General features: G+C 63.7%; 24 protein-coding genes and 1 other RNA gene. 15 read left to right on the forward strand and 10 right to left on the reverse strand.

All coding sequences use genetic code 11. The features are described 5' to 3' along the window. Positions 1-45: 45 nt before the first annotated feature. Positions 46-1,023 carry an NADPH:quinone oxidoreductase family protein gene (locus ACNQPL_RS06590; RefSeq protein WP_416466262.1) on the reverse strand — a complete coding sequence of 326 codons (978 nt, stop codon included), beginning with the start codon at positions 1,021-1,023 and terminating at the stop codon, positions 46-48. Positions 1,024-1,180: 157 nt separating this feature from the next. Between ACNQPL_RS06590 and ACNQPL_RS06595 the strand changes: the two genes are divergently transcribed. Further along, positions 1,181-1,585 (forward strand): flagellar basal body-associated protein FliL, encoded by a 405-nt coding sequence (locus tag ACNQPL_RS06595; RefSeq protein ID WP_387522970.1) that lies wholly within the window; start codon positions 1,181-1,183, stop codon positions 1,583-1,585. A 69-nt stretch (positions 1,586-1,654) separates the two neighbouring features. Here the strand turns inward: ACNQPL_RS06595 and ACNQPL_RS06600 are convergent, their stop codons facing one another. Continuing rightward, positions 1,655-2,107 carry an EVE domain-containing protein gene (locus tag ACNQPL_RS06600; protein ID WP_346615246.1) on the reverse strand — a complete coding sequence of 151 codons (453 nt, stop codon included), beginning with the start codon at positions 2,105-2,107 and terminating at the stop codon, positions 1,655-1,657. A 178-nt stretch (positions 2,108-2,285) separates the two neighbouring features. Between ACNQPL_RS06600 and ACNQPL_RS06605 the strand changes: the two genes are divergently transcribed. Next, a complete protein-coding gene (locus ACNQPL_RS06605; protein ID WP_346615247.1) occupies positions 2,286-2,435 on the forward strand; it encodes a hypothetical protein in 150 nt (49 codons plus the stop codon). A 17-nt stretch (positions 2,436-2,452) separates the two neighbouring features. On the opposite strand, the gene ACNQPL_RS06610 is transcribed toward ACNQPL_RS06605, so the two are convergent. The 4 genes from ACNQPL_RS06610 to ACNQPL_RS06625 all read right to left on the reverse strand — a co-directional run bounded on the left by ACNQPL_RS06610 (position 2,453) and on the right by ACNQPL_RS06625 (position 3,826). Continuing rightward, entirely contained in the window at positions 2,453-3,061 is a 609-nt protein-coding gene (locus ACNQPL_RS06610; protein WP_416466263.1) for a 5-formyltetrahydrofolate cyclo-ligase, read from the reverse strand. 68 nt (positions 3,062-3,129) lie between these two features. Next, positions 3,130-3,309: non-coding RNA, 6S RNA (gene ssrS, locus ACNQPL_RS06615), on the reverse strand. A gap of 17 nt (positions 3,310-3,326) precedes the next feature. Beyond that, complete coding sequence (locus tag ACNQPL_RS06620; RefSeq protein ID WP_346615249.1) at positions 3,327-3,647, reverse strand: cell division protein ZapA; 321 nt, start codon at positions 3,645-3,647, stop codon at positions 3,327-3,329. Next, the gene (locus ACNQPL_RS06625) at positions 3,644-3,826 is read right to left on the reverse strand and encodes a TIGR02449 family protein (RefSeq protein ID WP_042112137.1); all 183 of its coding nucleotides are present in this window, start codon (positions 3,824-3,826) and stop codon (positions 3,644-3,646) included. The genes ACNQPL_RS06620 and ACNQPL_RS06625 overlap by 4 nt, the downstream gene beginning before the upstream one ends. A 182-nt stretch (positions 3,827-4,008) precedes the next feature. On the opposite strand from ACNQPL_RS06625, the gene ACNQPL_RS06630 reads away from it, so the two are divergent. From ACNQPL_RS06630 to gcvP, 10 genes are all read left to right on the forward strand, one after another. After that, on the forward strand, positions 4,009-4,563 hold the full coding sequence (locus ACNQPL_RS06630) for a YecA family protein (protein ID WP_416466264.1): 555 nt from the start codon (positions 4,009-4,011) through the stop codon (positions 4,561-4,563). A gap of 22 nt (positions 4,564-4,585) precedes the next feature. Then, positions 4,586-5,920 carry a Xaa-Pro aminopeptidase gene (pepP, locus tag ACNQPL_RS06635; RefSeq protein WP_346615251.1) on the forward strand — a complete coding sequence of 445 codons (1,335 nt, stop codon included), beginning with the start codon at positions 4,586-4,588 and terminating at the stop codon, positions 5,918-5,920. Then, complete coding sequence (ubiH, locus tag ACNQPL_RS06640) at positions 5,917-7,116, forward strand: 2-octaprenyl-6-methoxyphenyl hydroxylase (protein WP_346615252.1); 1,200 nt, start codon at positions 5,917-5,919, stop codon at positions 7,114-7,116. Before pepP ends, ubiH begins: the two co-directional genes overlap by 4 nt. Then, the gene (locus tag ACNQPL_RS06645; RefSeq protein ID WP_346615253.1) at positions 7,113-7,595 is read left to right on the forward strand and encodes a DUF4442 domain-containing protein; all 483 of its coding nucleotides are present in this window, start codon (positions 7,113-7,115) and stop codon (positions 7,593-7,595) included. Before ubiH ends, ACNQPL_RS06645 begins: the two co-directional genes overlap by 4 nt. A 9-nt stretch (positions 7,596-7,604) precedes the next feature. Then, complete coding sequence (locus ACNQPL_RS06650) at positions 7,605-8,822, forward strand: 2-octaprenyl-3-methyl-6-methoxy-1,4-benzoquinol hydroxylase (RefSeq protein ID WP_346615298.1); 1,218 nt, start codon at positions 7,605-7,607, stop codon at positions 8,820-8,822. Positions 8,823-8,919: 97 nt separating this feature from the next. Further along, complete coding sequence (locus ACNQPL_RS06655; protein ID WP_346615254.1) at positions 8,920-9,921, forward strand: extracellular solute-binding protein; 1,002 nt, start codon at positions 8,920-8,922, stop codon at positions 9,919-9,921. A 143-nt stretch (positions 9,922-10,064) separates the two neighbouring features. Beyond that, entirely contained in the window at positions 10,065-11,687 is a 1,623-nt protein-coding gene (locus ACNQPL_RS06660; RefSeq protein ID WP_346615255.1) for an iron ABC transporter permease, read from the forward strand. Positions 11,688-11,810: 123 nt separating this feature from the next. Continuing rightward, on the forward strand, positions 11,811-12,893 hold the full coding sequence (gene gcvT, locus ACNQPL_RS06665) for a glycine cleavage system aminomethyltransferase GcvT (protein ID WP_416466265.1): 1,083 nt from the start codon (positions 11,811-11,813) through the stop codon (positions 12,891-12,893). 47 nt (positions 12,894-12,940) lie between these two features. Next, the gene (gene gcvH / locus ACNQPL_RS06670; protein WP_346615257.1) at positions 12,941-13,324 is read left to right on the forward strand and encodes a glycine cleavage system protein GcvH; all 384 of its coding nucleotides are present in this window, start codon (positions 12,941-12,943) and stop codon (positions 13,322-13,324) included. 176 nt (positions 13,325-13,500) lie between these two features. Then, positions 13,501-16,374: an aminomethyl-transferring glycine dehydrogenase gene (gcvP, locus tag ACNQPL_RS06675; protein ID WP_346615258.1), complete on the forward strand. Its 2,874-nt coding sequence runs from the start codon at positions 13,501-13,503 to the stop codon at positions 16,372-16,374. Between the two features lie 109 nt (positions 16,375-16,483). Here gcvP and ACNQPL_RS06680 read toward each other — a convergent pair whose 3' ends face one another. The 3 genes from ACNQPL_RS06680 to ACNQPL_RS06690 form a co-directional block, all read right to left on the reverse strand. Then, positions 16,484-16,798 (reverse strand): DUF2388 domain-containing protein, encoded by a 315-nt coding sequence (locus ACNQPL_RS06680; RefSeq protein WP_346615259.1) that lies wholly within the window; start codon positions 16,796-16,798, stop codon positions 16,484-16,486. A gap of 89 nt (positions 16,799-16,887) precedes the next feature. Further along, positions 16,888-18,573 (reverse strand): GspE/PulE family protein, encoded by a 1,686-nt coding sequence (locus ACNQPL_RS06685; protein ID WP_346615260.1) that lies wholly within the window; start codon positions 18,571-18,573, stop codon positions 16,888-16,890. Positions 18,574-18,671: 98 nt separating this feature from the next. Beyond that, on the reverse strand, positions 18,672-18,989 hold the full coding sequence (locus ACNQPL_RS06690) for a hypothetical protein (protein ID WP_346615261.1): 318 nt from the start codon (positions 18,987-18,989) through the stop codon (positions 18,672-18,674). A gap of 126 nt (positions 18,990-19,115) precedes the next feature. On the opposite strand from ACNQPL_RS06690, the gene ACNQPL_RS06695 reads away from it, so the two are divergent. Next, complete coding sequence (locus ACNQPL_RS06695; RefSeq protein WP_346615262.1) at positions 19,116-19,586, forward strand: Lrp/AsnC family transcriptional regulator; 471 nt, start codon at positions 19,116-19,118, stop codon at positions 19,584-19,586. Positions 19,587-19,647: 61 nt separating this feature from the next. On the opposite strand, the gene ACNQPL_RS06700 is transcribed toward ACNQPL_RS06695, so the two are convergent. Continuing rightward, positions 19,648-21,024, reverse strand: coding sequence for an inorganic triphosphatase (locus ACNQPL_RS06700; RefSeq protein WP_346615263.1), 1,377 nt, complete (start codon positions 21,022-21,024; stop codon positions 19,648-19,650). 115 nt (positions 21,025-21,139) lie between these two features. Here ACNQPL_RS06700 and argE point away from each other — a divergent pair, with 115 nt between their 5' ends. Next, positions 21,140-22,282 (forward strand): acetylornithine deacetylase, encoded by a 1,143-nt coding sequence (gene argE, locus ACNQPL_RS06705; RefSeq protein WP_346615264.1) that lies wholly within the window; start codon positions 21,140-21,142, stop codon positions 22,280-22,282. A 125-nt stretch (positions 22,283-22,407) separates the two neighbouring features. Further along, entirely contained in the window at positions 22,408-23,706 is a 1,299-nt protein-coding gene (gene argA, locus ACNQPL_RS06710) for an amino-acid N-acetyltransferase (RefSeq protein WP_387522941.1), read from the forward strand. The last annotated feature ends 41 nt before the right edge of the window (positions 23,707-23,747 follow it).

Raw genomic sequence — 23,747 nt, forward strand, 5'->3', positions numbered from 1 at the left:
GCTTGCCGGCGATAGGGCCGGTGGAGGCACAATGGATCAGGACGCTTACCTGGCCAGCACCACCAACTTACCCACAGCCTTCCTTTGCCCCAATTGCTCGATTGCAGCACCCGCCTCGGCCAGTGGGTAAGTCTGAGAAACCAGCGGTTTCAGCTTGCCCTCGGCATGCCAGGCAAACAGCTGCCGGAAGTTGCCGGCATTATCCTCTGGCTGGCGCTGGGCGAACGAACCCCAGAACACCCCGAGCACCGCTGCGCCCTTGAGCAGCACCAGGTTAGCCGCCACCTGCGGGATCGTCCCGCTGGCAAAGCCCACCACAAGCAGCCGGCCATTCCACGCCAGCCCACGTACGGCCTGCTCGAACAGCTCACCCCCAACCGGGTCATAGATCACATCCACGCCTTGGCCACCGGTCAGGCGCTTGATTTCTTCCTTGAGGCTGACCTGGGTGTAATCGATCAGCTCATCCGCCCCGGCCGCCTTGGCGACGGCCAGCTTCTCGGCGCTGCTGGCCGCAGCGATCACCTTGGCGCCCATGGCCTTGCCGATTTCCACTGCCGCCAGGCCGACCCCACCGGATGCACCCAGCACCAGCAGGGTTTCCCCAGGCTGCAGCTGACCGCGTTGCTTGAGTGCATGCATCGAGGTGCCGTAGGTCATGCCAAAGGCGGCGGCGGTGGTGAAGTCCATGCTTTCGGGAATGGGCATCACGTTGTAGAACGGCACGGCCACCTGTTCGGCAAATGCACCCCAACCGGTCAGGGCCATCACCCTGTCGCCCACCTTGAACGCCCCAGCGCGCTCACCCACCGCGGCAACGACACCGGCAGCTTCGCCACCCGGCGAGAACGGCAGGGGCGGCTGAAATTGGTATTTGCCTTCGATGATCAAGGTGTCGGGGAAGTTGACCCCGGCTGCATGCACATCCAGCAGGATCTCGTTTTTCTTCGGCGCCGGGCTGGCCACCTCTTCCAGCACCAGGTCGCGTGCCGGGCCCAGGGTTTTGCACAACACAGCTTTCATCGGGGCTATTCCTTTGCGTGTAGTGGCCGATAAGTGTAAGAGGGCCGCCCGCCGGGTCAACGAGCATGGCCCGCCCTGATGGGCTGGCATAAGCCGGGGCTTGGGTTTGAGCGGTGTGCTGGGTAAGCTGGCGCCAATTGTTTTGAGGAGCGAATGAGTGAAAGCGTGGATCTTGATGGTGCTGGCCCTGATGCTGCCAGCGGCGGCCATGGCCGAAGAAGCCAAGGAAGGAGCCCCCAAGGTTTCCTACATCAGCCTGAGCCCGCCCTTCGTCGGCAACTACGCCCTCGACGGTGGCCCCAAGCTGCGTGTGTACAAGGCCGACGTCGCCCTGCGCGTGACCGGTGACGAAGCTGCCAAGGCGGTGAAGCACCACGAACCGCTGATTCGCAACCAGCTGGTGGCGCTGTTCACCCAACAGGGTGTGGATAACATGAGCAACGTCGAAGCCAAGGAGGCGCTGCGTCAGCAAGCGCTGAAGCAGGTGCAGCAGGTGATGGAAGCGGAAGAGGGCAAGCCGATTGTCGAGGACCTGCTGTTCAATAATCTGATTGTGCAGTGATCTGAGCAAACCGGGTTTGCGCGGTCCCTGGGCGGGCACTGCCCATGCGATAAGTGAAGGGGCCGCCGCTCACCGCGCCAGTGCGACAATAGCCGCCCACTGCTCCTCGGTAACTGGCATCACCGACAACCTCGTCCCTTTCTGCACCAGCGGCAACTCCGCCAGTGCGCTCTGCTGCTTGAGCAGCCCCAGCCCCAATACCTGCCTGAATGTCTTCACATGCGCCACATCCACTGCGCTCCACGGATTCTTATCGGGAGTGGCCTTGGCGTCGTGGTAGTGGCTTTGCGGGTCGAGCGCGGTCGGGTCCGGGTAGGCCGCCGCGATGATGCGGCCGATCCCGGCAATGCCCGGTTGCGGGCAGCTGGAGTGGTAAAAGAAGAACTCATCGCCTACGCTCATGGCCCGCAGGAAGTTGCGGGCCTGGTAGTTGCGTACGCCATCCCAGCGCGCCTCGCCCAAATGGCCCAGCCCTTCGATCGAGAGCTCGTCGGGCTCGGATTTCATCAGCCAGTAGGCCATGGATGCTGCTCCTGAAAAGGTTTGAAATAACCTGTTGCACGAAACCGACAGCCGGTTGGCGTCAACGTTTGCGTGTGGGCTCAGGTTGTCGGAAAATGCGCCGATTTTAACGCTAGCTGCTCCGGCGACACCAAAAAAGTCGTCGAGCCAGAACAGTATGCCGGGGGGGCATTCTTCGATGAATCAACGTAAACCGGACCTCCTTTGGGTCCTGGTCTTCATCTTTGGTCTGGGTGTGGTCACCACCGGTTATGCTCAGGGTATCTGGGAGCGCAAGCTCGATACCGCCTACCAAACCCCGGTCGACGCCGGCCAGCCGCAGCGCTGATCCCCTGCTGGCGCCGCTCAGTTCGGTGCCAGGTACCAGCCACGGTCCGAGACCGTGCCCTGCAGTGGTACATCCCAACTGGCTTGCGCCAGCCGCTCGACCTTCTGGCATTCATGCGCCAGCCCTAGCAGCAGCGGTTTTTTCCACGTTTTACGGCGTGCCTGGTAAGCCAGGCTGCGGTCGTAGAAACCGCCGCCCATGCCGAGCCGCCCGCCGACCTCATCAAAGCCCACCAGCGGTAGCAGGATCAGGTCCAGCGCCCAGACAGGGCGTTGGCGCCTGCGGTCGGTCAATGGCTCTGGAATACGGAAGCGGTTGGGCTTGAGTTTTTCACCCTTTTCAAAACGCTGGAACACCATGCGTGTGCGCGGCCAGGCGTGCAATACCGGCAGGTAGACGCGTTTACCGCGGCGCTGGGCCTCGCGCAGCAGCAGCTGCGGGTCGATTTCACCGTCGTTGGGCAAGTACAGGGCAATGTGCCGGGCGCGCCGGAACAGTGGGTTCTGCGCCAATTGGCGATACAGGCCCAGGGAGGCTTGCTGTTGCTGTGCGGGGGTGAGTGCGCGGCGGGCATTGCGCAGCAGGCGACGAAGCTGGGGGCGGGTGAGCGGCGCGGTGTCGGTCATGGCACAGGCGTCCCAGTTGTCGCCACTGGTGTGGAATCTGCCTGCGGCAGGGCAGGCAAAGAAGAATGAGGCTCCCCGATAAGACCGCTATCGGTGTAGCCCTTGAACCCGAAAGTTCAAGGTGGAGATTGCAGGGGGCGTTAAGGCTTTCCGTCGGGCGGACATGCACACCGGCCCCAGCGTGCAACCCCCGTGGTTGTGCGTATCGGCTCAGGGACATAACCGACTGGCGCATCCCCCAGGGAGTGGCGCCAGTATACCAATCTCAGCCGATTTTGGTATCCGCATCGTCGGACAACGCCTTATCGACGCGATCGAGCAAGTCACGAACCTGCTCGCGGGTGGCGTTGCCAGCGGGGGCGTCGGTGCGATCTTCCTGGCGGTGCAGCATCTCGTGGGTGATGTTCAATGCGGCCATCACAGCGATACGGTCGGCACCGATCACCTTGCCGCTGCTACGGATCTCACGCATCTTGCCGTCCAGGTAGCGTGCGGCGCTGACCAGGTTGTTGCGTTCTTCCGGCGGGCAGATGATCGAGTACTCCTTGTCCAGAATCTGCACGGTGACGCTATTGCTTGAACTCATGAGTCTTGCTCCAGGGCCTTGAGGCGTAAGATCATCGACTCGACCTTGCGCTTGGCGATCTCGTTCTTTTCGATGAGGTGGGCGCGCTCTTCGCGCCAGGATTTTTCCTGAGCTACTAGGAGTGCATTCTGCCGTTTTAGTTGCTCGACGCGTTCGATCAGCGACTCAAACCGGCTCATCAATGCTTGCAGGTCGTTCTCTTGCGTGGGTTGCACTCGATTCGCTCCGTCATTGAATCACCCGTCGATGATGCCTCTCCCTGAGCGGTGACGGCCAGTGCCGATGGTCTTGGCGCGCCTGCCGGTGCTAGGATACAAGGCCTTCATTCTAGTCAAATGCGCCGCCTGGCGCCTAGCCGACCATGCCTAATACCCAATCGCCTTACGTTGCCTTCGCCATGCTGCTTTCGAGCAATGGCCATCCTGTCACTCCTGCCGAGCTGCATGGCTTGCTGGTCGGGCGCAGTTGCGCCGGTGCCGGCTTCGATGCCGATGCCTGGCTGGCCGACGCCGCCCAACTGCTTGAAATCGAGCCCGGTGACACTGTCCGCAACGCCCTGATCGGCCTGCAAGAGATGGTCAAGGGCGAGCTGACCAGCGATGACATGGCCATCGTCCTGTTGCTGCCGACCGATGACGCTGCGCTGGCCGACCGTGCTGCCGCATTGGGCCAGTGGTGCCAAGGTTTCATCGCCGGTTTCGGCCTGAACTCCGGTGGCAAGGACCTTTCCACCGAAGCCAAGGACGTCCTGCAGGACCTGGTTGCGATTTCCCAGGTTCAGGAAGCCCTCGAAGAGTCCGAAGACGGCGAGAGCGACTACATGGAAGTCATGGAATACCTGCGCGTGGCGCCTCTGCTGCTGTTCTCCGAGCTGGCCAAGCCAGCGGCACCCGCGTCCAAGCCATCGCTGCACTGATCAACCGGGGGTAGTTCTGCCCATGAGCCATATACCCAAGGCCGAGTATGCCCGTCGGCGCAAGGCGCTGATGGCGCAGATGGTCCCCAACAGCATCGCCATCCTGCCGGCGGCCGCAGTTGCCATCCGTAACCGCGATGTCGAGCATGTGTACCGCCAAGACAGCGATTTCCAGTACCTCAGCGGCTTTCCCGAGCCCGAGGCGGTTATCGCCTTGATCCCGGGGCGCGAGCATGGCGAGTACGTGCTGTTCTGCCGCGAGCGCAACCCTGAGCGCGAGCAATGGGACGGCCTGCGTGCCGGCCAGGAAGGTGCAGTCCGCGACTTTGGCGCGGATGATGCCTTTCCGATCACCGACATCGACGAGATCCTGCCGGGCCTGATCGAAGGCCGCGAGCGGGTGTACAGCGCCATGGGCAGCAACCCCGAGTTCGACCGCCGGCTGATGGACTGGATCAACGTGATCCGCTCCAAGGCCCGCCTCGGCGCGCAGCCACCGAACGAGTTCGTTGCGCTGGATCACCTGCTGCATGACATGCGTCTGTATAAATCGGCGGCAGAGGTGAAGGTGATGCGCGCCGCGGCGGACATTTCTGCGCGCGCCCATGTGCGGGCGATGCAGGCCTGCCGTGCGGGCCTGCACGAGTACAGCCTCGAAGCCGAACTGGACTACGAATTCCGTAAAGGCGGGGCGAAGATGCCCGCGTATGGTTCGATCGTCGCCGCTGGCCGTAACGGCTGCATCCTGCACTATCAGCAGAACGATGCGCCACTCAAGGACGGCGACCTGGTGCTGATCGACGCTGGCTGCGAAATCGACTGTTATGCCAGCGACATCACCCGCACCTTCCCGGTCAGCGGGCGTTTTTCGCCCGAGCAGAAGGCCATTTACGAGCTGGTGCTAAAGGCCCAGGCCGCAGCTTTCGCCGAAATTGCCCCGGGTAAGCACTGGAACCACGCGCATGAAGCGACCGTGCGGGTCATCACCGAAGGCCTGGTGGAACTGGGCCTGCTCAAGGGCGAGGTGCAGGCGCTGATCGACAGCGAAGCCCATCGTGCGTTCTACATGCACCGCGCCGGGCACTGGCTGGGCATGGATGTGCACGATGTAGGCGAATACAAGGTGGGTGGCCAGTGGCGGGTGCTGGAGCCAGGCATGGCATTGACCGTCGAACCGGGCATCTACATTGCCGCCGACAACCAGACTGTCGCGAAAAAATGGCGCGGCATCGGCGTAAGGATCGAGGACGACGTGGTGGTGACCAAGCATGGTTGTGAAATTCTGACCTCGGGCGTGCCCAGGACGGTCGCCGAGATCGAGGCGCTGATGCAGGCGGCACGTAAGGACGCGGCATGAACCGAGTCAACCTGGCGATCATCGGCGGCGGCCTGGTCGGCGCCAGCCTGGCCCTGGCCCTGCAGGCCGGCGCAAAGGCGCGTGGCTGGAAAATCCTGCTGATCGAGCCTTTCGCCCCTGGCGACAGCTTCCAGCCCAGCTACGACGCGCGCTCCTCGGCATTGTCGTTCGGTACCCAGCAGATCTATCAGCAACTGGGCCTGTGGCAGGCCATCAGCCCGCGCGCCGAGCCGATTCGGCAGATTCAGGTTTCCGACCGCGGCCGCTTCGGCTCCACCCGCCTTGATGCAATGGAAGAAGGGGTGCCGGCGCTGGGCTACGTGGTCGAGAACGCCTGGCTTGGCCAATGCCTGTGGCAAGGCCTGGACAGTGAGGTGGTGAGCTGGCGTTGCCCGGCCGAAGTGAAGGCGATGCAGGCGATTGCCGGTGGTTATCGCTTGCAACTGGACGACGACACCAGCCTGGAGTGCGACCTGGCGGTGCTGGCTGACGGTGGCCGGTCCGGGTTACGCGAGCAACTGGGCATTCATGTGCGCCGAACGCCCTACGAGCAGAGTGCCCTGATCGCCAATATCACCCCGGGCGAAGCCCACGGTGGCCAAGCCTTCGAACGCTTCACCGAGCAAGGCCCCATGGCCCTGCTGCCGCTACCTGATAACCGCTGCGCACTGGTATGGACCCGGCAAGGGATGGACGCCAAACGCCTGGCCGAGGTCGACGAACGCAGCTTCCTGCGTGAGCTGCAAAACGCCTTTGGCTATCGTCTTGGCGCTCTGCGCCAAGTCGGTGTGCGGCACCTCTACCCGCTGGCGCTGGTCGAGGCCGATGAACAAGTGCGCCCGCACCTGGTGGTGCTGGGTAATGCCGCGCATAGCCTGCACCCTATCGCCGGGCAGGGGTTCAACCTGTCGTTGCGCGATGTGCAGTCGCTGGCCGACGCGTTGCTTAAGGGCCCGCAGCAGCCAGGCGACCTTGCGACCCTGCAGGCGTACCACCAGCGTCAGCGGCTTGATCAGGCCCTGACCATCGGGTTCTCCGACCAGGTCACGCGGCTGTTCGGCAGCAACCAGCCGCTGCTGGCTGCTGGCCGCAACATCGGCTTGCTCGGGCTCGACCTGCTGCCACCGGCCAAAAGCTGGTTCGCCCGCCAGGCCATGGGCCTGGGCACTCGCCCAGATCCGCGAGGCCAGGCATGAGCAGCCCGCGCCGGCTGGCGCGTCGGGCGCGCATGTTGCGTTGGCTGCTGAATTTCTACCCGCCGTACCTCGGCGCTGGCATACGCATCCAGCACATCAGCCCGGACATGCGCAGCGTCAAGGTACGCATGAAACTCACCCGCTGGAACCGCAATTACGTCGGTACCCAGTTCGGTGGCAGCCTGTACTCCATGGTCGATCCGTTCTACATGCTGCTGCTGATCGAACAGCTGGGGCGTGAGTACATCGTCTGGGACAAGGCTGCCAGTATCGACTTCATCAGCCCGGGCAAGGGGCCGGTGTACGCCGAATTCCACGTCGATGACGCACTGCTGGAAGAAATTCGCCTGCAGACGGCCAGCGGCAAGAAGTACCTGCCACGTTTGCAGGTCGATATCCGCGACGGCGCCGGCGAACTGGTAGCGCGGGTCGATAAAACTTTATACGTGCGGCTCAAGCCGCAAGCGAGGCAGGCGTAAGGCATGGAAATGCGCGCAGATCTGTTGATTGTCGGTGCCGGTATGGTCGGCAGCGCCCTGGCCTTGGCATTGCGCCACAGCGGCCTGGAAATTCTCCTGCTCGACGGTGGCCCGCTGTCGGTGAAGCCGTTCGACGACGCTGCACCGTTCGAGCCGCGGGTCAGTGCCCTGTCGGCGGCCAGCCAGCGCATTCTCGAGCGCCTGGGCGCCTGGGATGGCATCGCCAGGCGCCGCGTTTCACCGTATTCGGACATGCATGTGTGGGACGGCAGCGGCACCGGCCAGATCCACTTTTCGGCGGCCAGCGTGCATGCGCAGGTGCTCGGCCATATCGTCGAGAACCGGGTAGTCCAGGATGGCCTGCTGGAACGCCTGCACGACAGCGATATCGGCTTGCTGCCCAACGCCCGCCTGGAGCAGATGCGCCGTTCTGGCGATGAGTGGCTGCTGACCTTGGCCGATGGCCGCCGCCTGCGCGCCCCGCTGGTGGTGGCTGCCGACGGTGCCAACTCGGCGGTGCGGCGCCTGGCCGGTTGCGAAACACGCGAGTGGGACTACTTGCACCACGCCATCGTCACCAGCGTGCGCTGCAGCGCGGCCCACCAGGCCACGGCCTGGCAACGCTTCACCGATGAAGGGCCGCTGGCCTTCCTGCCGCTGGCGCGTGACGGCCGGCAGGACTGGTGCTCGATTGTCTGGTCGACCACGCCGGAGCACGCCGAGCAGCTCATGGCGTTGGATGATCAAGCCTTCCTCAAGGCGCTGGAACGCGCCTTTGAGGGGCGATTGGGCGATGTGCTGCAGGCCGACCCGCGAGTGTGCGTGCCGCTGCGCCAGCGCCACGCCAAGCGCTATGTGGACGAAGGGCTGGCGCTGATCGGCGATGCCGCACACACCATTCACCCGCTAGCCGGGCAGGGCGTCAACCTGGGCTTCCTCGATGCCGCGGTGCTGGCCGAGGTGCTGGTCAATGCCTGTGACCGCGCAGAGCGGTTGGCGGATGTGAAAGTGCTCAGCCGTTATGAGCGCCGGCGCATGCCGCACAACCTGGCGTTGATGGCGGCAATGGAGGGCTTTGAGCGGCTGTTCCAGGCCAACCCGCTGCCGCTGCGCTGGTTGCGCAACAGTGGCTTGAAAATGGTCGAAAAGCTGCCGGAGGCCAAGGCGTTGTTCGTGCGGCAGGCGTTGGGCCTGACAGGGGATCTGCCAGAACTGGCCAAGCCCTGAAGGTCATCTGCAACATCCGGTAACTGCTGGGTGGATGAGTCGTAAAATGGGATTCACTACCATTTGCGCCTCTCATACGATCCGAGGAGTGCTTTCCATGTTGCCACGCAAGCCCCTACTGGCCGCCCTGGCCCTGACCCTGTTCGGCGGTACAGCCCAGGCGGCGGACGAAGTGGTGGTGTACTCCTCGCGCATCGACGAGCTGATCAAGCCGGTGTTCGACGCCTACACCGCCAAGACCGGCGTCAAGATCAAGTTCATCACCGACAAGGAAGCCCCGCTGATGCAGCGCATCAAGGCCGAGGGCGAAAACGGCGTGGCCGACCTGCTGTTGACAGTTGACGCCGGTAACCTTTGGCAGGCGGAGCAGATGGGCATCCTGCAGCCGATCAAGTCGGACGTCATCGACCAGAACATCCCGCCGCAGTACCGTGCTTCGTCCCACGACTGGACCGGCCTGAGCCTGCGCGCACGGACCATCATCTACTCCACCGAGCGGGTCAAACCGGCAGAGTTGAGCACCTATGAAGCCCTCGCCGACCAGCACTGGGAAGGCCGCCTGTGCCTGCGCACGGCCAAGAAGGTCTACAACCAGTCGCTGACCGCCACCCTGATCGAAAACCACGGCGAAGCCAAGACCGAACAGATCGTCAAAGGCTGGGTGAACAACCTGTCTACCGATGTGTTCTCCGATGACAACGCGGTAATCCAGGCCATCGAGGCCGGCCAGTGCGACGTGGGTGTGGTCAATACCTACTACTACGGCCGCTTGCACAAGCAGAACCCAAGCCTGCCGGTGAAGATCTTCTGGCCTAACCAGGGCGACCGTGGCGTGCACGTCAACCTGTCGGGTATCGGCCTGACCAAACATGCCCCGCACCCGGAGGCCGCCAAGAAGCTGGTGGAATGGATGACCGGCGAAGAGGCGCAGAAGCTGTTTGCCGACATCAACCAGGAGTTCCCGGCCAACCCGAAGGTCAAGCCATCGGATGAAGTTGCGGCATGGGGCAGCTTCAAGGCTGACAGCATTCCGGTGGAAATCGCTGGCAAGCGCCAGGCAGAGGCGATTCGTCTGATGGATCGGGCTGGCTGGAACTAAGCGCCAGGGCTTATCCTTCCGGGGCCTGCAAAGGCCCTATCGCGAGCAAGCCCGCTCCTGCAGGCCAGCGCCTATCCCTGTAGGAGCGGGCTTGCCCGCGAACGACCGCGCAGCGGTCGCAAACCGCCACCGAGACATTCGCCTTGCCCCACACCCCCCAACGCCGCTGGTACCTCCCGGTCACCCTGACCGCCGCCCTGGTGCTCCTGCCCATAAGCGTCCTGCTGCTGTCCTGGCAGTCGATAGACCTGCAAATCTGGTCGCACCTGCTCGACACCCAGATGAGCCGCCTGCTCGGCAACACCCTCACGCTGGTGCTGGGTGTCGGCGTAGGCGTCACCGTGCTCGGCGTAAGCCTGGCCTGGCTCACCAGCCTCTGTGAATTCCCCGGGAGGCGCTGGCTGGACTGGGCACTGATGCTACCGTTTGCGATCCCGGCCTACGTGCTGGCATTCGTCTTTGTCGGCCTGCTGGACTTTGCCGGCCCTGTGCAAAGCGCCTTGCGCGAAGTGTTCGGCCCGATGCGCCTGCCGCGGGTGCGTTCCACCGGTGGGGTGATCATCGTTCTGGTGTTGGTGTTCTACCCCTACGTCTACCTGCTGGCGCGCACTGCCTTCCTGGCCCAGGGCAAGGGCCTGATGGAAGCGGCGCGGGTGTTGGGCCTGTCGCCACTGCAAGCCTTCTGGCGGGTTGCCCTGCCCATGGCCCGGCCGGCCATTGGCGCCGGCATCGCGCTGGCGCTGATGGAGACGCTGGCAGATTTCGGTGCCGTCGCGGTGTTCAACTTCGATACTTTCACCACGGCCATCTACAAGACCTGGTACGGGTTCTTCAGCCTGTCCAGCGCGGCGCAGCTGGCCAGCCTGCTGTTGCTGGCGGTGATGCTGGTGCTGTACGGCGAACGGCGTGCCCGCGGCGCGACGCGCAGCAGTAACGAACGCCCACGCGGGCAGGCGCTGTACCACCTGCGTGGTATCAAGGCACTGCTGGCCAGCGGCTGGTGCCTGCTGGTGTTCGCCTGCGCCTTCGTCATCCCGCTGCTGCAGTTGCTCGCGTGGTTCTGGCAACGTGGGCGGCATGACCTGGACGAGCGCTACATCGGGTTGGTACTGCACACCCTGTACCTGGGGGGCATGGCGGCCTTGATCACGGTCTGCGTGGCATTGTTGCTGGCATTTGCGCGGCGTCAGGCGCCAACCGGGGGTATCCGTGCCGGCGTTGGCCTGGCCAATCTGGGTTATGCATTGCCCGGTTCGGTGCTGGCAGTGTCGATCATGCTGGCCTTCAGTTACCTCGACAATCACTTGGTGATTCCGCTTTCCACGTGGCTCGGCGGAGCTGGCAAGCCACTGCTGCTGGGCAGCCTGGCGGCCTTGCTGCTGGCCTACCTGGTACGCTTCATCGCTGTGGCCTACGGGCCGCTGGAAGGCAGCCTGGAGCGTATCCGCCCGTCGTTGCCGGAGGCTTCGCGCAGCTTGGGCGTCGGTGGTGCGAGATTGTTTTTCAAGGTGTATCTGCCGCTACTGGTCCCCGGCGCGCTCAGCGCCGCGCTGCTGGTTTTTGTCGATGTGCTCAAGGAGATGCCCGCCACCCTGCTGATGCGCCCGTTCGGCTGGGACACCCTCGCCGTCCGCGTGTTCGAAATGACCAGTGAAGGCGAGTGGGCGCGCGCCTCGCTGCCCGCGTTGACCTTGGTGCTGGTGGGCCTGCTGCCAGTCATCGGCCTGATCCGCCGTTCAGCCAAACGCCCCGGTCACAGTCACTGAGGGTGCCAGCCTGCGCCCATGCGGCTACAATGCGCGGCATTCGCGCGACGGGTCCTACAAGAAGAGCTGACGACCAAACGTCATCGACCGCCGCCGCTTCGCCACGCCCGGAAGGAGAAACCCATGGGACAGCGCACGCTTTTATACGACCTGCACCTGGCGCTTGGCGCCAAGACAGTCGATTTCGGTGGCTGGGACTTGCCCCTGCACTATGGCTCGCAGGTCGAGGAGCACCATCAGGTGCGCAGTGACTGTGGGGTCTTCGATGTTTCCCACATGACCGTGATCGACGTCGATGGCAGCGACGCCACCGTTTGGCTACAGCGCCTGCTGGCCAACGACGTTGCCCGCCTCGACAGTGTCGGCAAAGCACTCTACAGCCCGCTGCTCAACGAAGCGGGCGGGGTGATTGACGACCTGATCGTCTACCGTACGGAAAATGGCTACCGCCTGGTCACCAACGCCGCCACCCGCGCCAAGGTACTGGCTTGGCTGGAAAGTCAGAGTGCCGATTTTTCGGTCGGTATCGAGGTCCGTCCCGACCTGGCCATTCTCGCCATCCAGGGCCCCCAGGCCCGCGACAAGGTTGCAGCCTTGCTCAGCGCCTCGCGCGCCGCGCTGATTCGGGAGCTACGCCCGTTTGAAGGGCTGGTCGAGGGGGACTGGTTCATTGCCCGTACCGGCTACACCGGTGAAGACGGGCTGGAGATCATTTTCCCGGGGAATGAGGCCGTGGCGTTCTACAACGACCTAGTTGGCGCCGGTATCGCCCCCAGCGGCCTGGGCGCCCGCGACACGCTGCGCCTGGAGGCCGGCATGAACCTCTACGGCCAGGACATCGACGAAAGCCACACCCCGCTGACGTCCAACCTGGGCTGGAGCATCGCCTGGGAGCCGGCTGAGCGCGACTTCATCGGCCGCGCTGGCTTACTGGCGGAAATCGAGCAAGGCGTGCAGGACAAGCTCGTCGGCCTGGTACTGGAAGAGCGCGGTGTTTTGCGTGCCCACCAGGTGGTTCGTGTGGCCGGGATTGGCGAAGGGGAGATCACCAGTGGTAGTTTCTCCCCTACGCTGAGCAAATCCATTGCCCTGGCGCGTGTACCCATGGCCACCGGCGACCGTGCCGAGGTCGAAATTCGCGGCAAGTGGTACCCGGTGCGGGTGGTCAAGCCGACCTTCGTGCGCCACGGCAAGATTCTGATCTGAAACTTTAACGGCGGGCCGACCGCTGACCCAATCGAGGAATACAAGACATGAGCAATATCCCCGCCGATCTGCGTTTTGCCGAAAGCCATGAATGGGCCCGCCTGGAAAGTGACGGCACAGTGACCGTTGGCATCAGCGACCACGCTCAGCAAGCCCTGGGTGATGTGGTGTTCGTTGAACTGGCAGAAGTTGGCAAGGTGTTCGCCGCTGGCGATGCGGCGGGCGTGGTCGAGTCGGTAAAGGCGGCTTCGGACATCTACGCCCCGGTGGGTGGTGAAGTGATCGCCGTCAACGAAGAGCTCGCCGACAGCCCGGAGCAGCTCAACGATGAACCTTACTCCGCGTGGATCTTCAAGCTCAAGCCAAGCAACCCGGCTGAGCTGGACAAGCTGCTGGATGCTGCCGGTTACAAAGCCGCTATCGGCGAGTGATAGCGCGCTGGCTTCATCGCGGGCAAGCCCGCTCCTGCAGGTTCAGCTCCGGCCTATAGGAGCGGGCTTGCCCGCGAAAGGGCCGGTACTGCCAAAGCAAGTTTTCCCGCAGTATCGGCAATCCTTCCTAGACTTATAAGTCTCCATGAGACCTGGTCTAGGAAGAGAGCGTCGTCATGTCCCAGTCGCCATCCCTGCATCAACTGCAAGAGCTCAACCCTTTCCTGCGCCGCCACCTGGGGCCCGATGCCTCGGAGCAGCAGGCCATGCTCAGCGCCCTTGGCCTCGCCAGCCGCAGCGAGCTGATCGAGCAGACCGTCCCGCCGGGCATCCGCTTCAACCGCGCACTCGACCTGCCGCCGGCACTGGACGAACAGGCCGCGCTGGCCAAGCTCGCCGGCTACGCCGAGCAGAACCAGGTGTGGACCAGCCTGATCGGCATGGGCTACCACGGCACCGTCACGCCCACCGTCATCCTGCGCAACGTGCTGGAAAATCCTGGCTGGTACACCGCCTATACCCCTTATCAGCCGGAAATCGCCCAAGGCCGGCTGGAAGCCCTGCTCAACTTCCAGCAGATGGTCATCGACTTGACCGGCCTGGCCCTGGCCAATGCCTCGCTGCTCGATGAAGCCACTGCAGCTGCCGAAGCCATGGCCCTGGCCAAGCGCGTGGCGCGCAACAAGAGCAATGCGTTCTTCGCAGACGAGCACTGCCACCCGCAGACGCTTTCGGTACTGAAAACCCGTGCCGAGGGGTTTGGCTTCGAGTTGATCGTCGACTCTGTGGATAACCTGGGCAAGCATGCGGTCTTCGGCGCCTTGCTGCAGTACCCGGACACCCACGGCGAGGTGCGCGACCTGCGCCCGCTGATCGAGCAGTTGCACAACCAGCAGGCGCTGGCCTGCGTGGCGGCTGATCTGCTCAGCCTGGTGGTGCTGACCCCGCCTGGCGAGCTCGGTGCCGATGTAGTGTTGGGCTCGACCCAGCGCTTTGGCGTGCCCATGGGCTACGGTGGCCCGCATGCCGCCTATTTTGCCTGCCGCGACGACTACAAGCGGGCGATGCCGGGCCGCATCATCGGTGTCTCGCGCGATGCGCGTGGCAACACGGCTCTGCGCATGGCCCTGCAGACCCGCGAACAGCATATTCGCCGCGAGAAGGCCAACTCCAACATCTGCACGGCGCAGGTGCTGCTGGCCAATATCGCTGGGTTCTACGCGGTGTACCACGGCCCTGAAGGCTTGCAGCGCATCGCCCAGCGTGTGCACCGGCTTACCTTCGTGCTGGCTGCCGGCCTCGAAGCCAAGGGCATCAAACGCCTCAACCAGCACTTCTTCGACACCCTTACCCTGGATGTCGGCGGCGCGCAGGCGGCAATTATCGAAAGCGCGGAAGCGGCGAGGATCAACCTGCGCATTCTTGGACGGGGCCATTTGGGCGTGAGCCTGGATGAAACCTGCAATGAGGCCACCGTGTTGCGGCTGTTCGACATTTTCCTCGGCGTGGACCACGGCCTGGACATCACCGCACTCGATCAGCAGGCCCTGCCGGAGGGCATCCCCGCCGCGCTGGTGCGGCGCACGCCGTTTCTCGCCCACCCGGTATTCAATTTGCACCACAGCGAAACCGAGATGCTGCGCTACCTCAAGCAGCTGGAGAACAAGGACCTGGCGCTGAACCAGTCGATGATCCCGCTGGGCTCCTGCACCATGAAACTCAATGCCACCAGCGAGATGATCCCCATCACCTGGCCAGCGTTCGCCAACCTTCATCCCTTCGCCCCAGCCGCGCAGGCTACGGGTTACAAGGCAATGATCGACGAGCTGGAAAGCTGGTTGTGTGCCATCACCGGGTTCGACGCCATTTGCATGCAGCCCAACTCCGGCGCCCAGGGTGAATACGCCGGGCTCATGGCGATCACGCGCTATCACCGCAGCCGTCATCAGCCCCAGCGCACCCTGTGCCTGATCCCGTCGTCGGCCCACGGCACCAACCCGGCCTCGGCGCAGATGGCTGGCATGGAGGTAGTGATCGTCGACTGTGACGATGCCGGCAACGTCGACCTCCAAGACCTCAAGGCCAAGGCCCATGCCGCGGGCGACAAGCTGTCATGCCTGATGGTCACCTACCCTTCTACCCATGGCGTCTACGAAGAAGGCATTCGTGAAATCTGCGAAGTCGTGCATCAGCACGGCGGCCAGGTGTACATGGACGGCGCCAACCTCAACGCCCAGGTCGGCCTGGCGCGGCCGGCGGACATCGGTGCCGACGTGTCGCACATGAACCTGCACAAGACCTTTTGCATCCCCCATGGTGGTGGCGGCCCTGGCATGGGGCCGATTGGCATTCGCGCCCACCTCACACCCTTCGTCGCCAGCCACCCGGTGGTGCCGGTACCGGGCCTGGACCCGAACAACACTGCGGTCAGCGCCGCCCCCTGGGGCAGCGCCAGCATTCTGCCGATCAGCTGGATGTACATCGCCATGATGGGCCCGCAACTGGCGGATGCCAGCGAAGTGGCGATTCTCTCGGCCAACTACCTGGCCAGCCAGCTGGGCGGTGCCTTCCCGGTGTTGTACCGGGGCCGCAACCAACGGGTGGCGCATGAGTGCATTCTTGACCTGCGGCCGCTCAAGGCACAGACCGGGATCAGCGAGGAGGATGTCGCCAAGCGCTTGATGGACTATGGCTTCCATGCCCCGACCATGTCATTCCCGGTACCGGGCACCCTGATGGTCGAGCCGACCGAGAGCGAGTCGAAGGCTGAGCTGGACAGGTTCGTCGAAGCGATGCTGGCGATCCGCGCGGAGATAGGCCAGGTGCAGGACGGCAACTGGCCGGCGGAGGACAACCCGCTGAAGCATGCCCCCCATACCCTGGCTGATGTGCTGGCACCGTGGAACCGGCCGTACAGCCTGGAGCAGGCCGTCGCCCCCAGCGCTCACGTACGCAAACACAAGTATTGGCCAGCGGTGAACCGGGTCGACAATGTGTATGGGGACAGGAACCTGTTTTGCGCGTGTGTGCCGGTGGAGGCGTATCGCTGATATCGGTGTTGGCGTCATCGCCGGCAAGCCGGCACCCACAGGTTCTGCACTGGATTTGAAGCGGCGGGGTTCTGTGGGAACGGGCTTGCGCGCGAAAAGGGCCGCGCAGTTATTCGGCTAACGAATTCTTGGCCAGAATGGCATTGGCCAGCTCCATGTCGCTGGCTTGCAGCCCTGGGTTCTCGGCCCGTACCTGGCGCATCGCTGCCTCAAGGTAGGGCCCGCGAATAGCGCCTTCGCTGGCCACGAAGCTGCCGGCGTCATCCTGCGCCGCGATGACCAGCTTGTGGTCCCTGGAGGTCAGGTAGGTCGATCCCGTGGTCGCGCCGGAAGAAATCACGTTGCGCCAGAAGGTGTCGGCAAAGGCGGAGCCAATGGGCAGCGAAAGCAGGGCAGCGGCTGCGATGGCGGTTTTGAGACGCATGATGAAACACCTCGAAGGGTGAGGGCTGATGTTGCCCGCTTTGATCGTGCCGGACGGGCGCAAGTTCCTTGTGCACAAGGGTTTTTCGCTCACGCGCAAACCCGCAACACCTCCTCGTAAAGGGTCAGCCCCCGAGCCACTTTGGCCTCGCCACAGCGGCGCAGATCCACTAAGCCTTCAGCCACGGCCTGTTGCCGCAAACTGGCCAGATCGACCCCGGCGCCGATTCGGGCACGCAGGTTTTCACTCGGCACCAGCAACTCGAACAGGCCTGTGCGGCCATGAAAGCCGGTACCCCGGCATAGCTGGCAGGGTTGGCTGCTGGCCGACGATGCGCTTCCCTGGCACTCACGGCACAGCAAGCGCACCAGGCGCTGGGCCATTACCCCGCCCAGGGTGGCCTTGATCAGGTAATCGGCCACGCCCAGTTCCAGCAGGCGGGTGATGGCGCCACAGGTATCGTTGGTGTGCAGGGTCGACAGCACCAGGTGCCCAGTGAGGGCCGCCTGCACCGCCACCAGGGCGGTTTCGCGATCGCGGATTTCGCCGATCATGATGATGTCAGGGTCCTGGCGCAGCAGGGCGCGCACGCCGTTGGCAAAGCCAAGGTCCAGCGCCGGTTGCACCTGCAGCTGGTTGAACGCCGGTTCAAGGCGCTCGATCGGGTCTTCGATGGTGCACAGGTTCACCTCGGGCGTGGCCAGCAGCTTGAGGCTGGCGTAGAGCGTGCTGGTCTTGCCCGAGCCGGTGGGGCCGGTGACCAGCAGGATGCCCTGGCGGCGCTGCAACAATGCTTGCCATTGCGCCAGTTGCTCACCTTCAAGGCCCAGGCGGTCAAAGTCTTCCTGCAGCTGCCGCGGATCGAACAGGCGCAGCACGATTTTTTCGCCGAAGGGAGTGGGCAGGGTCGACAGGCGCAGTTCTACTTGATTGCCACCTGGCAAGCCGGTGTTCACGCGGCCGTCCTGCGGGCGGCGTTTTTCCGCTACATCCATCCGCCCCAGGTGTTTCAAGCGGCTTACGACAGACAGCGTCACACTCGCCGGGAAGGCATAAACCGTGTGTAACAGCCCGTCTATGCGGTAGCGCAACCGGCCCTGCTCGCGGCGTGGCTCAAGGTGGATATCGCTGGCGCGCTGTTCGATAGCGTACTGCAGCAGCCAATCGACGATGTGCACGATATGCGCATCGTCGGCTGTCGCATCGCCCTGGCGTCTGCCGAGCTCCAGCAACTGCTCGAGCTCACCCAGGCTGGCCGACTGTTGATGCTGTGCGCCCTGCACTGAATAGGCCAGGCGGAACAGCGACTGGCCCAGCTGGCGCAGCTGCAGCGGGCTGGCCAGCACGCGTCGAATCGGTTTGCCCAGGCTGCGGGTCAGGTCGGTTTGCCAGTCGCACTGGTAGGGCTGGGCGCTGGCTACGGTGATGCCATCACTGTCGCTGGCCAGGATCAGAATGCCGTGGCGCTGAGCGAAGGCTGGCGATATCAGCCCGTTGATCTGGGACAGGTCGAGCTGCAGGGGGTCGATGCGTTGAAAGGGTTGGCCCACTTTGCTCGCAAGCCACTGGCACAGGGTGTCCAGATGCAGCCGTTGGCCGGTGCGCCGGCGGTCTTCGAGGTCAAGGGCAGCGATGGTTTCGAGGGGATGGCGGCCAGGGTGGGTGGTAGCCAGCTCCAGTACCTTGCCTGCGTCGCGGGCGCTCAGGTGCTGGTCGGCCTGCAGGGCATCCAGCAGGCGGTTGAGATCAAGGGATCGATCGTCGCAATTATGCATGGCGGCATCCGTGCCAGGTGATGAGTTCCTGGTGAAGGCTAGCCGGGGCAGCGTAAGCGCGCGCTGGTAAAGCGTTTCGGGATCTTGCCGAATGATGCTCAGGCGATTGCCAGTTCCACACGTGCCTGGTTCTCCAGGCTGACCTCTACGACGCACACCAGATTGCGCAATTTTTGCGCAATTACCTCGGCCCGATGCCAGCTCAACCCGCCGATACCGATTTCGACATCGAGCAGGTCTTCTTGTTGGCTCACTTGCACGCTGTGCGGTGTAAGAAACTGCAGGGCGAACAGGTTGAGTACGCGGCACAGGGTGTCTGGCTCGGCTTCGGCCTGCAGGTGATAACGCACGTTGCTGTGGCTGGCGTTGGCGGCCCAGACATCGGATCGGGGCAGGGGGCGTTCGAGTGCATTCATGCTGGTCTCCGCAATGGTGGGAGAAATTCTTGCACGTCCTTTCGGGCATTTTTTCGCTATGATTCAATCAATTTGCTTAGTACGCAGATTGATTGATTCGGTTAAGTGCGTTCAGAGGAATAAATAATGCAGGGCGAACTGGATGCTTACGATCGGCGCATTCTTGAACTGCTGCAAGAGGACGCTTCACTGTCCAGCGCACAGATTGCCGAGCGCGTGGGCTTGTCGCAGTCGCCCTGTTGGCGGCGGATTCAGCGGCTGAAGGAGGAGGGTGTGATCCGTGGCCAGGTCACCTTGCTCGACCGCAAGAAGGTCGGCCTGAACACGCAGATTTTTGCCGAGGTGAAACTCAACGCTCACGGCCGCTCCAACTTCACCGAATTCACCGAGGCGATCCGTGGCTTTCCGGAGGTACTGGAATGTTATGTGCTGATGGGTGCGGTCGACTTCCTGCTGCGTATCGTCACGCAGGATATTGAAGCCTATGAGCGGTTCTTCTTCGAAAAGCTGTCGAATGTGCCCGGGATTCAGGAGGTTAATTCGATAGTGGCGCTGTCGGAGATCAAATCCACCACCAGCCTGCCGCTGGGGCGCTGAAACTGGATGGAAGCAGCCTTGCCGGTCCGGGGGCCCGGCAAGGCTGCTCCTGCAGAGGCGGTCAAGCCTTCAACAAATGCTTCCAGCCACGGCTCTGATCAATCGCACGCGCCTGCTCGATACGGGCCTCCAGCAATTCGCCAGGCTCTTCGCCCAGTGGCAGCTCAGCCAGCTCATGCAGCTTTTTCAGGTCGCCATACAGGCGGTCCATCTGCGGCGCTTCAAGCACCTGGCGTGCATGGTGCAGCCAGGCGAGCAACTGCTCGATACGCGGCAGCTGTTCAGCCAGGTCTTCCGGGCGCTGGGTATACAGCGGCAACTTCAGTGCGCGCCCTTCTTCACCCAGCAGGTGTGCCAGCCAGCTGGCCAATTGTGCCTTGCCCTGGCGTTCGCCACGGCCCTTGCGCTCTGCGGTCCAGGCACGGGCCAGCAGCCAGCGCGAGGTTTCCAGCGAGAACTGGCCCCAGCGCACATCTTCGAGCTCTTCGAGGAATTGTTCGGGTGCTGCGCGACGGATGTCTTCATCGTCATTGCCGGCCTGCACCAATGGGCGCCAGTCTTCCAGCAGCGCGTCGAGGCTCGCGCGCAGGTCACGGGTGGTGGCGCGCGGCGCGGCCTGGCCAAGGCTGGCGACCAGGGCACGCAGTTCGGCCAGGGCCTGTACCCAATCCTGCAGCAGGCGCCAGTGGCCATTGTGGCGGTATTGCTCAGCCAGGCGCTGGCTGCTGCCGAGCAACTGCCAGGCCAGGGCGGTGAAGGCATCGTCCAGGGCCATTTCGGCGTCCAGTTCGGTGCTTGGCAGGCCCAGCTCGTAGCTGTCCGGCTGCAACAGGCGGTAGCCACGCTCGGCCTTGCTGATGTCGCACGGCATCAGCGGCAGGCTGGCAGCCAGCTCGGCAGCCAGTTCCAGCAGGGCTTCCGGGGCCCCTTCGCGCAGTTCCAGCTCCAGCTCGCAGATCTCTTCCTTGCGTTTACCAGCGATCACGAAGCCCTGGTCCAGCGCGGCCTCGATCACTACTTTGGATTTGCCACGGCCCCAGGCGATTTCAGCGAATTCGCGGGTGAAATCAGTGGTGAACAGCGGCTTGATGGTTTTCTTGTCTAGCTCACCCAGCTGCTCGGGCCAGCAGGTGGCGTCGAGCTTTTTCAGGTCGAGCTTGACCTTGTCCAGGTTCCACTCGAATTCGTTGCGCTCGGACAGCCCCGCGACGCTTTGGCCGCGGCATTTCAAGGTCTGGATGATTGCCTCGCCATCGCGGCGCAGGCGCAGCGCGACACGGGCGGCAGCAAGGTCGCGCTCCGGGGTGTCGAAGTACTGGTTGAGCAGTTCGCGGGTCTGCCAGCCGGACTTGTTGCGCTTTTTCAGCAGAGGGTGCTCGCGCAGTGCGGCCAGGGTGTCGCGGCTGGCGCGAAGCTTGAGTTCAGTTTCTTTGTGCATCGCAGGCTCGAAGGGAGGGCGTGATTGCCGTGCAGTCTACAGGACTGGGCCGGCTACGGTTTATTCCTTACGGCGGATGGCCCTATGATGGGCAACGCTTTCGAGGAGTACGCGCATGCCGTTGCCAACGCTGAAAGACCAGTTTGCCGCTTTGATTGCCGCGCCCTCGGTCAGTTGCACCCAACCCGCCCTGGACCAGTCCAACCGCCAGGTCATCGACCTGCTGGCCGGCTGGCTGGGTGACTTGGGGTTCAGCTGCGACATACAGCAGGTCAGCCCTGGCAAGTTCAACCTGTTGGCCAGCCGTGGCACTGGCCCGGGTGGGCTGGTGCTGGCCGGCCATAGCGACACGGTGCCGTATGACGAGCAGCTGTGGGCCAGCGACCCGCTCAAGCTGACTGAGGTCGACGGCCGCTGGGTGGGCCTGGGCAGCTGCGATATGAAAGGCTTTTTTGCGCTGGTTATCGAGGCGGTGATTCCACTGCTTGAGCATGATTTCAAGCAACCCTTGCTGATCCTTGCCACCTGCGATGAAGAAAGTTCGATGTCCGGCGCCCGCGCCCTGGCAGAGGCCGGCCAGCCGCTGGGCCGCGCCGCGGTGATCGGCGAGCCGACGGGCCTGCGGCCGATCCGCATGCACAAGGGCATTCTGATGGACCGCATCGATATCCTCGGGCGCAGTGGCCATTCGTCCGACCCCAGCCTGGGCCGCAGCGCGATGGAGGCCATGCATGAGGTGATGGGCGAGCTGATGGGCCTGCGCCGGCAGTGGCAGGAAACCTACCGCAACCCGCAGTTCACCGTGCCCACGCCGACCATGAACTTCGGCTGCATCCACGGCGGCGACAACCCCAACCGCATCTGCGGCCAGTGCGCCCTGGAATTCGACCTGCGCCCGCTACCGGGCATGGACGCCGAGCAACTGCGTGCCGCAATCCGTGAAAAATTGCGGCCGGTTGCCGAGCGCCATGAGGTGCGCATCGACTACGCGCCGCTGTTCCCCGAGGTGCCGCCGTTCGAGCAGGCGGCCGATGCCGAGCTGGTGCAAGTGGCCGAGCGCCTCACCGGCCATCGCGCCGAAGCGGTGGCGTTCGGCACCGAAGCGCCTTATCTTCAGCAGCTGGGTTGCCAGACCATCGTGCTTGGCCCAGGCGACATCGCCTGCGCCCACCAACCCGGCGAATACCTTGAAATGTCACGAATCGAGCCTACCGTGCGTCTATTGCGTGACTTGATCCGGCACTATTGCCTGAATTAAACGTCCACCTTGCTTATTCGTTCTTGCCTAGAGGAGACCGCGCGTGACCGCAAGCCTGTTCCGACGATGATCCTGAACGCCGTGTGATCCAACGTTCTCCGTCCACTTTATCCACAGGCCCTGTCATGCCCGATTACGTCAACTGGCTGCGTCATGCCTCCCCGTACATCAATGCCCATCGCGACTGCACTTTTGTGGTCATGCTCCCCGGCGATGGGGTAGAACACCCGAATTTCGGCAATATCGTCCATGACCTGGTGTTGCTGCACAGCCTCGGCGTACGCCTGGTGCTGGTGCATGGTTCGCGCCCGCAGATCGAGAGCCGCCTGGCGGCCCGTGGCCTGACCCCGCACTATCACCGCGGCCTGCGCATCACCGATGCGGCCACCCTGGACTGCGTGATCGACGCCGTGGGTGCCTTGCGCCTGGCCATCGAGGCTCGCCTGTCGATGGACATCGCGGCCTCACCGATGCAGGGTTCGCGCCTGCGTGTGGCCTGCGGCAACCTGGTGACGGCCCGCCCCATCGGCGTGCTCGAAGGGGTTGATTACCACCACACAGGCGAAGTCCGTCGCATCGACCGCAAGGGCATCAGCCGGCTGCTCGACGAGCGTTCCATCGTCTTGCTGTCGCCACTGGGCTACTCGCCAACGGGCGAGATCTTCAACCTGGCCTGCGAAGACGTGGCCACCCGTGCAGCCATCGAGCTGGGTGCCGACAAACTGCTGTTGTTCGGCGCCGAGCCCGGCTTGCTGGACGAGCAAGGCAAGCTGGTACGCGAGCTGCGTCCGCAGCACATCGCACCGCACCTGGCACGGCTGGGCAGCGATTATCAGGCTGAGCTGCTGGATGCCGCAGCCGAGGCCTGCAAGGGCGGCGTTGCCCGTAGCCACATCGTCAGCTACGCCGAAGACGGCGCGCTGCTCACCGAGCTGTTTACCCGCGGCGGTGGCGGCACGTTGGTGTCGCAGGAGCAGTTCGAGGTAGTGCGCGAGGCGACCATCGAAGATGTGGGCGGTTTGCTGGAGCTGATCAGCCCATTGGAAGAGCAGGGCATCCTGGTGCGGCGCTCGCGTGAGGTGCTGGAGCGGGAGATCGAACAGTTCAGTGTGGTCGAGCGCGAGGGCATGATCATCGCCTGCGCGGCGCTGTACCCGATTGCCGATTCGCAGGCCGGTGAACTGGCTTGTCTGGCGGTGAACCCGGAGTACCGCCATGGCGGGCGCGGTGACGAACTGCTGGAGCGGATCGAGAGTCGGGCGCGGCAGATGGGCCTGAATACGCTGTTCGTGCTCACCACGCGGACCGCGCACTGGTTCCGCGAGCGTGGTTTTGCGCCGAGTGGGGTGGAGCGGCTGCCGGCGGCGCGGGCTTCGCTGTACAACTACCAGCGTAATTCGAAGATCTTCGAGAAGACCCTGTAGGCGCGTGCCGGCCTATTCGCGGGCGACACCCATCCCAAGTA

The organism is Pseudomonas sp. LFS044 (assembly GCF_047978245.1).
In the GTDB taxonomy this organism is placed as follows: Bacteria; Pseudomonadota; Gammaproteobacteria; order Pseudomonadales; family Pseudomonadaceae; genus Aquipseudomonas.

Bases quoted from the DNA above. Each gene is read 5' to 3' on its own strand.
- ACNQPL_RS06685 (WP_346615260.1), bottom strand. From the start codon at position 18,573: ATGCATAATTGCGACGATCGATCCCTTGATCTCAACCGCCTGCTGGAT.
- ACNQPL_RS06625 (WP_042112137.1), bottom strand. From the start codon at position 3,826: ATGAGCCGGTTTGAGTCGCTGATCGAACGCGTCGAGCAACTAAAACGG.
- pepP (WP_346615251.1), top strand. From the start codon at position 4,586: ATGAGCCATATACCCAAGGCCGAGTATGCCCGTCGGCGCAAGGCGCTG.
- ACNQPL_RS06655 (WP_346615254.1), top strand. From the start codon at position 8,920: ATGTTGCCACGCAAGCCCCTACTGGCCGCCCTGGCCCTGACCCTGTTC.
- argE (WP_346615264.1), top strand. From the start codon at position 21,140: ATGCCGTTGCCAACGCTGAAAGACCAGTTTGCCGCTTTGATTGCCGCG.
- gcvP (WP_346615258.1), top strand. From the start codon at position 13,501: ATGTCCCAGTCGCCATCCCTGCATCAACTGCAAGAGCTCAACCCTTTC.
- ACNQPL_RS06620 (WP_346615249.1), bottom strand. From the start codon at position 3,647: ATGAGTTCAAGCAATAGCGTCACCGTGCAGATTCTGGACAAGGAGTAC.
- ACNQPL_RS06630 (WP_416466264.1), top strand. From the start codon at position 4,009: ATGCCTAATACCCAATCGCCTTACGTTGCCTTCGCCATGCTGCTTTCG.
- gcvT (WP_416466265.1), top strand. From the start codon at position 11,811: ATGGGACAGCGCACGCTTTTATACGACCTGCACCTGGCGCTTGGCGCC.
- ubiH (WP_346615252.1), top strand. From the start codon at position 5,917: ATGAACCGAGTCAACCTGGCGATCATCGGCGGCGGCCTGGTCGGCGCC.
- ACNQPL_RS06645 (WP_346615253.1), top strand. From the start codon at position 7,113: ATGAGCAGCCCGCGCCGGCTGGCGCGTCGGGCGCGCATGTTGCGTTGG.
- ACNQPL_RS06610 (WP_416466263.1), bottom strand. From the start codon at position 3,061: ATGACCGACACCGCGCCGCTCACCCGCCCCCAGCTTCGTCGCCTGCTG.
- ACNQPL_RS06605 (WP_346615247.1), top strand. From the start codon at position 2,286: ATGAATCAACGTAAACCGGACCTCCTTTGGGTCCTGGTCTTCATCTTT.
- ACNQPL_RS06690 (WP_346615261.1), bottom strand. From the start codon at position 18,989: ATGAATGCACTCGAACGCCCCCTGCCCCGATCCGATGTCTGGGCCGCC.
- ACNQPL_RS06590 (WP_416466262.1), bottom strand. From the start codon at position 1,023: ATGAAAGCTGTGTTGTGCAAAACCCTGGGCCCGGCACGCGACCTGGTG.
- ACNQPL_RS06600 (WP_346615246.1), bottom strand. From the start codon at position 2,107: ATGGCCTACTGGCTGATGAAATCCGAGCCCGACGAGCTCTCGATCGAA.
- gcvH (WP_346615257.1), top strand. From the start codon at position 12,941: ATGAGCAATATCCCCGCCGATCTGCGTTTTGCCGAAAGCCATGAATGG.
- ACNQPL_RS06695 (WP_346615262.1), top strand. From the start codon at position 19,116: ATGCAGGGCGAACTGGATGCTTACGATCGGCGCATTCTTGAACTGCTG.
- ACNQPL_RS06700 (WP_346615263.1), bottom strand. From the start codon at position 21,024: ATGCACAAAGAAACTGAACTCAAGCTTCGCGCCAGCCGCGACACCCTG.
- ACNQPL_RS06680 (WP_346615259.1), bottom strand. From the start codon at position 16,798: ATGCGTCTCAAAACCGCCATCGCAGCCGCTGCCCTGCTTTCGCTGCCC.
- ACNQPL_RS06650 (WP_346615298.1), top strand. From the start codon at position 7,605: ATGCGCGCAGATCTGTTGATTGTCGGTGCCGGTATGGTCGGCAGCGCC.
- argA (WP_387522941.1), top strand. From the start codon at position 22,408: ATGCCCGATTACGTCAACTGGCTGCGTCATGCCTCCCCGTACATCAAT.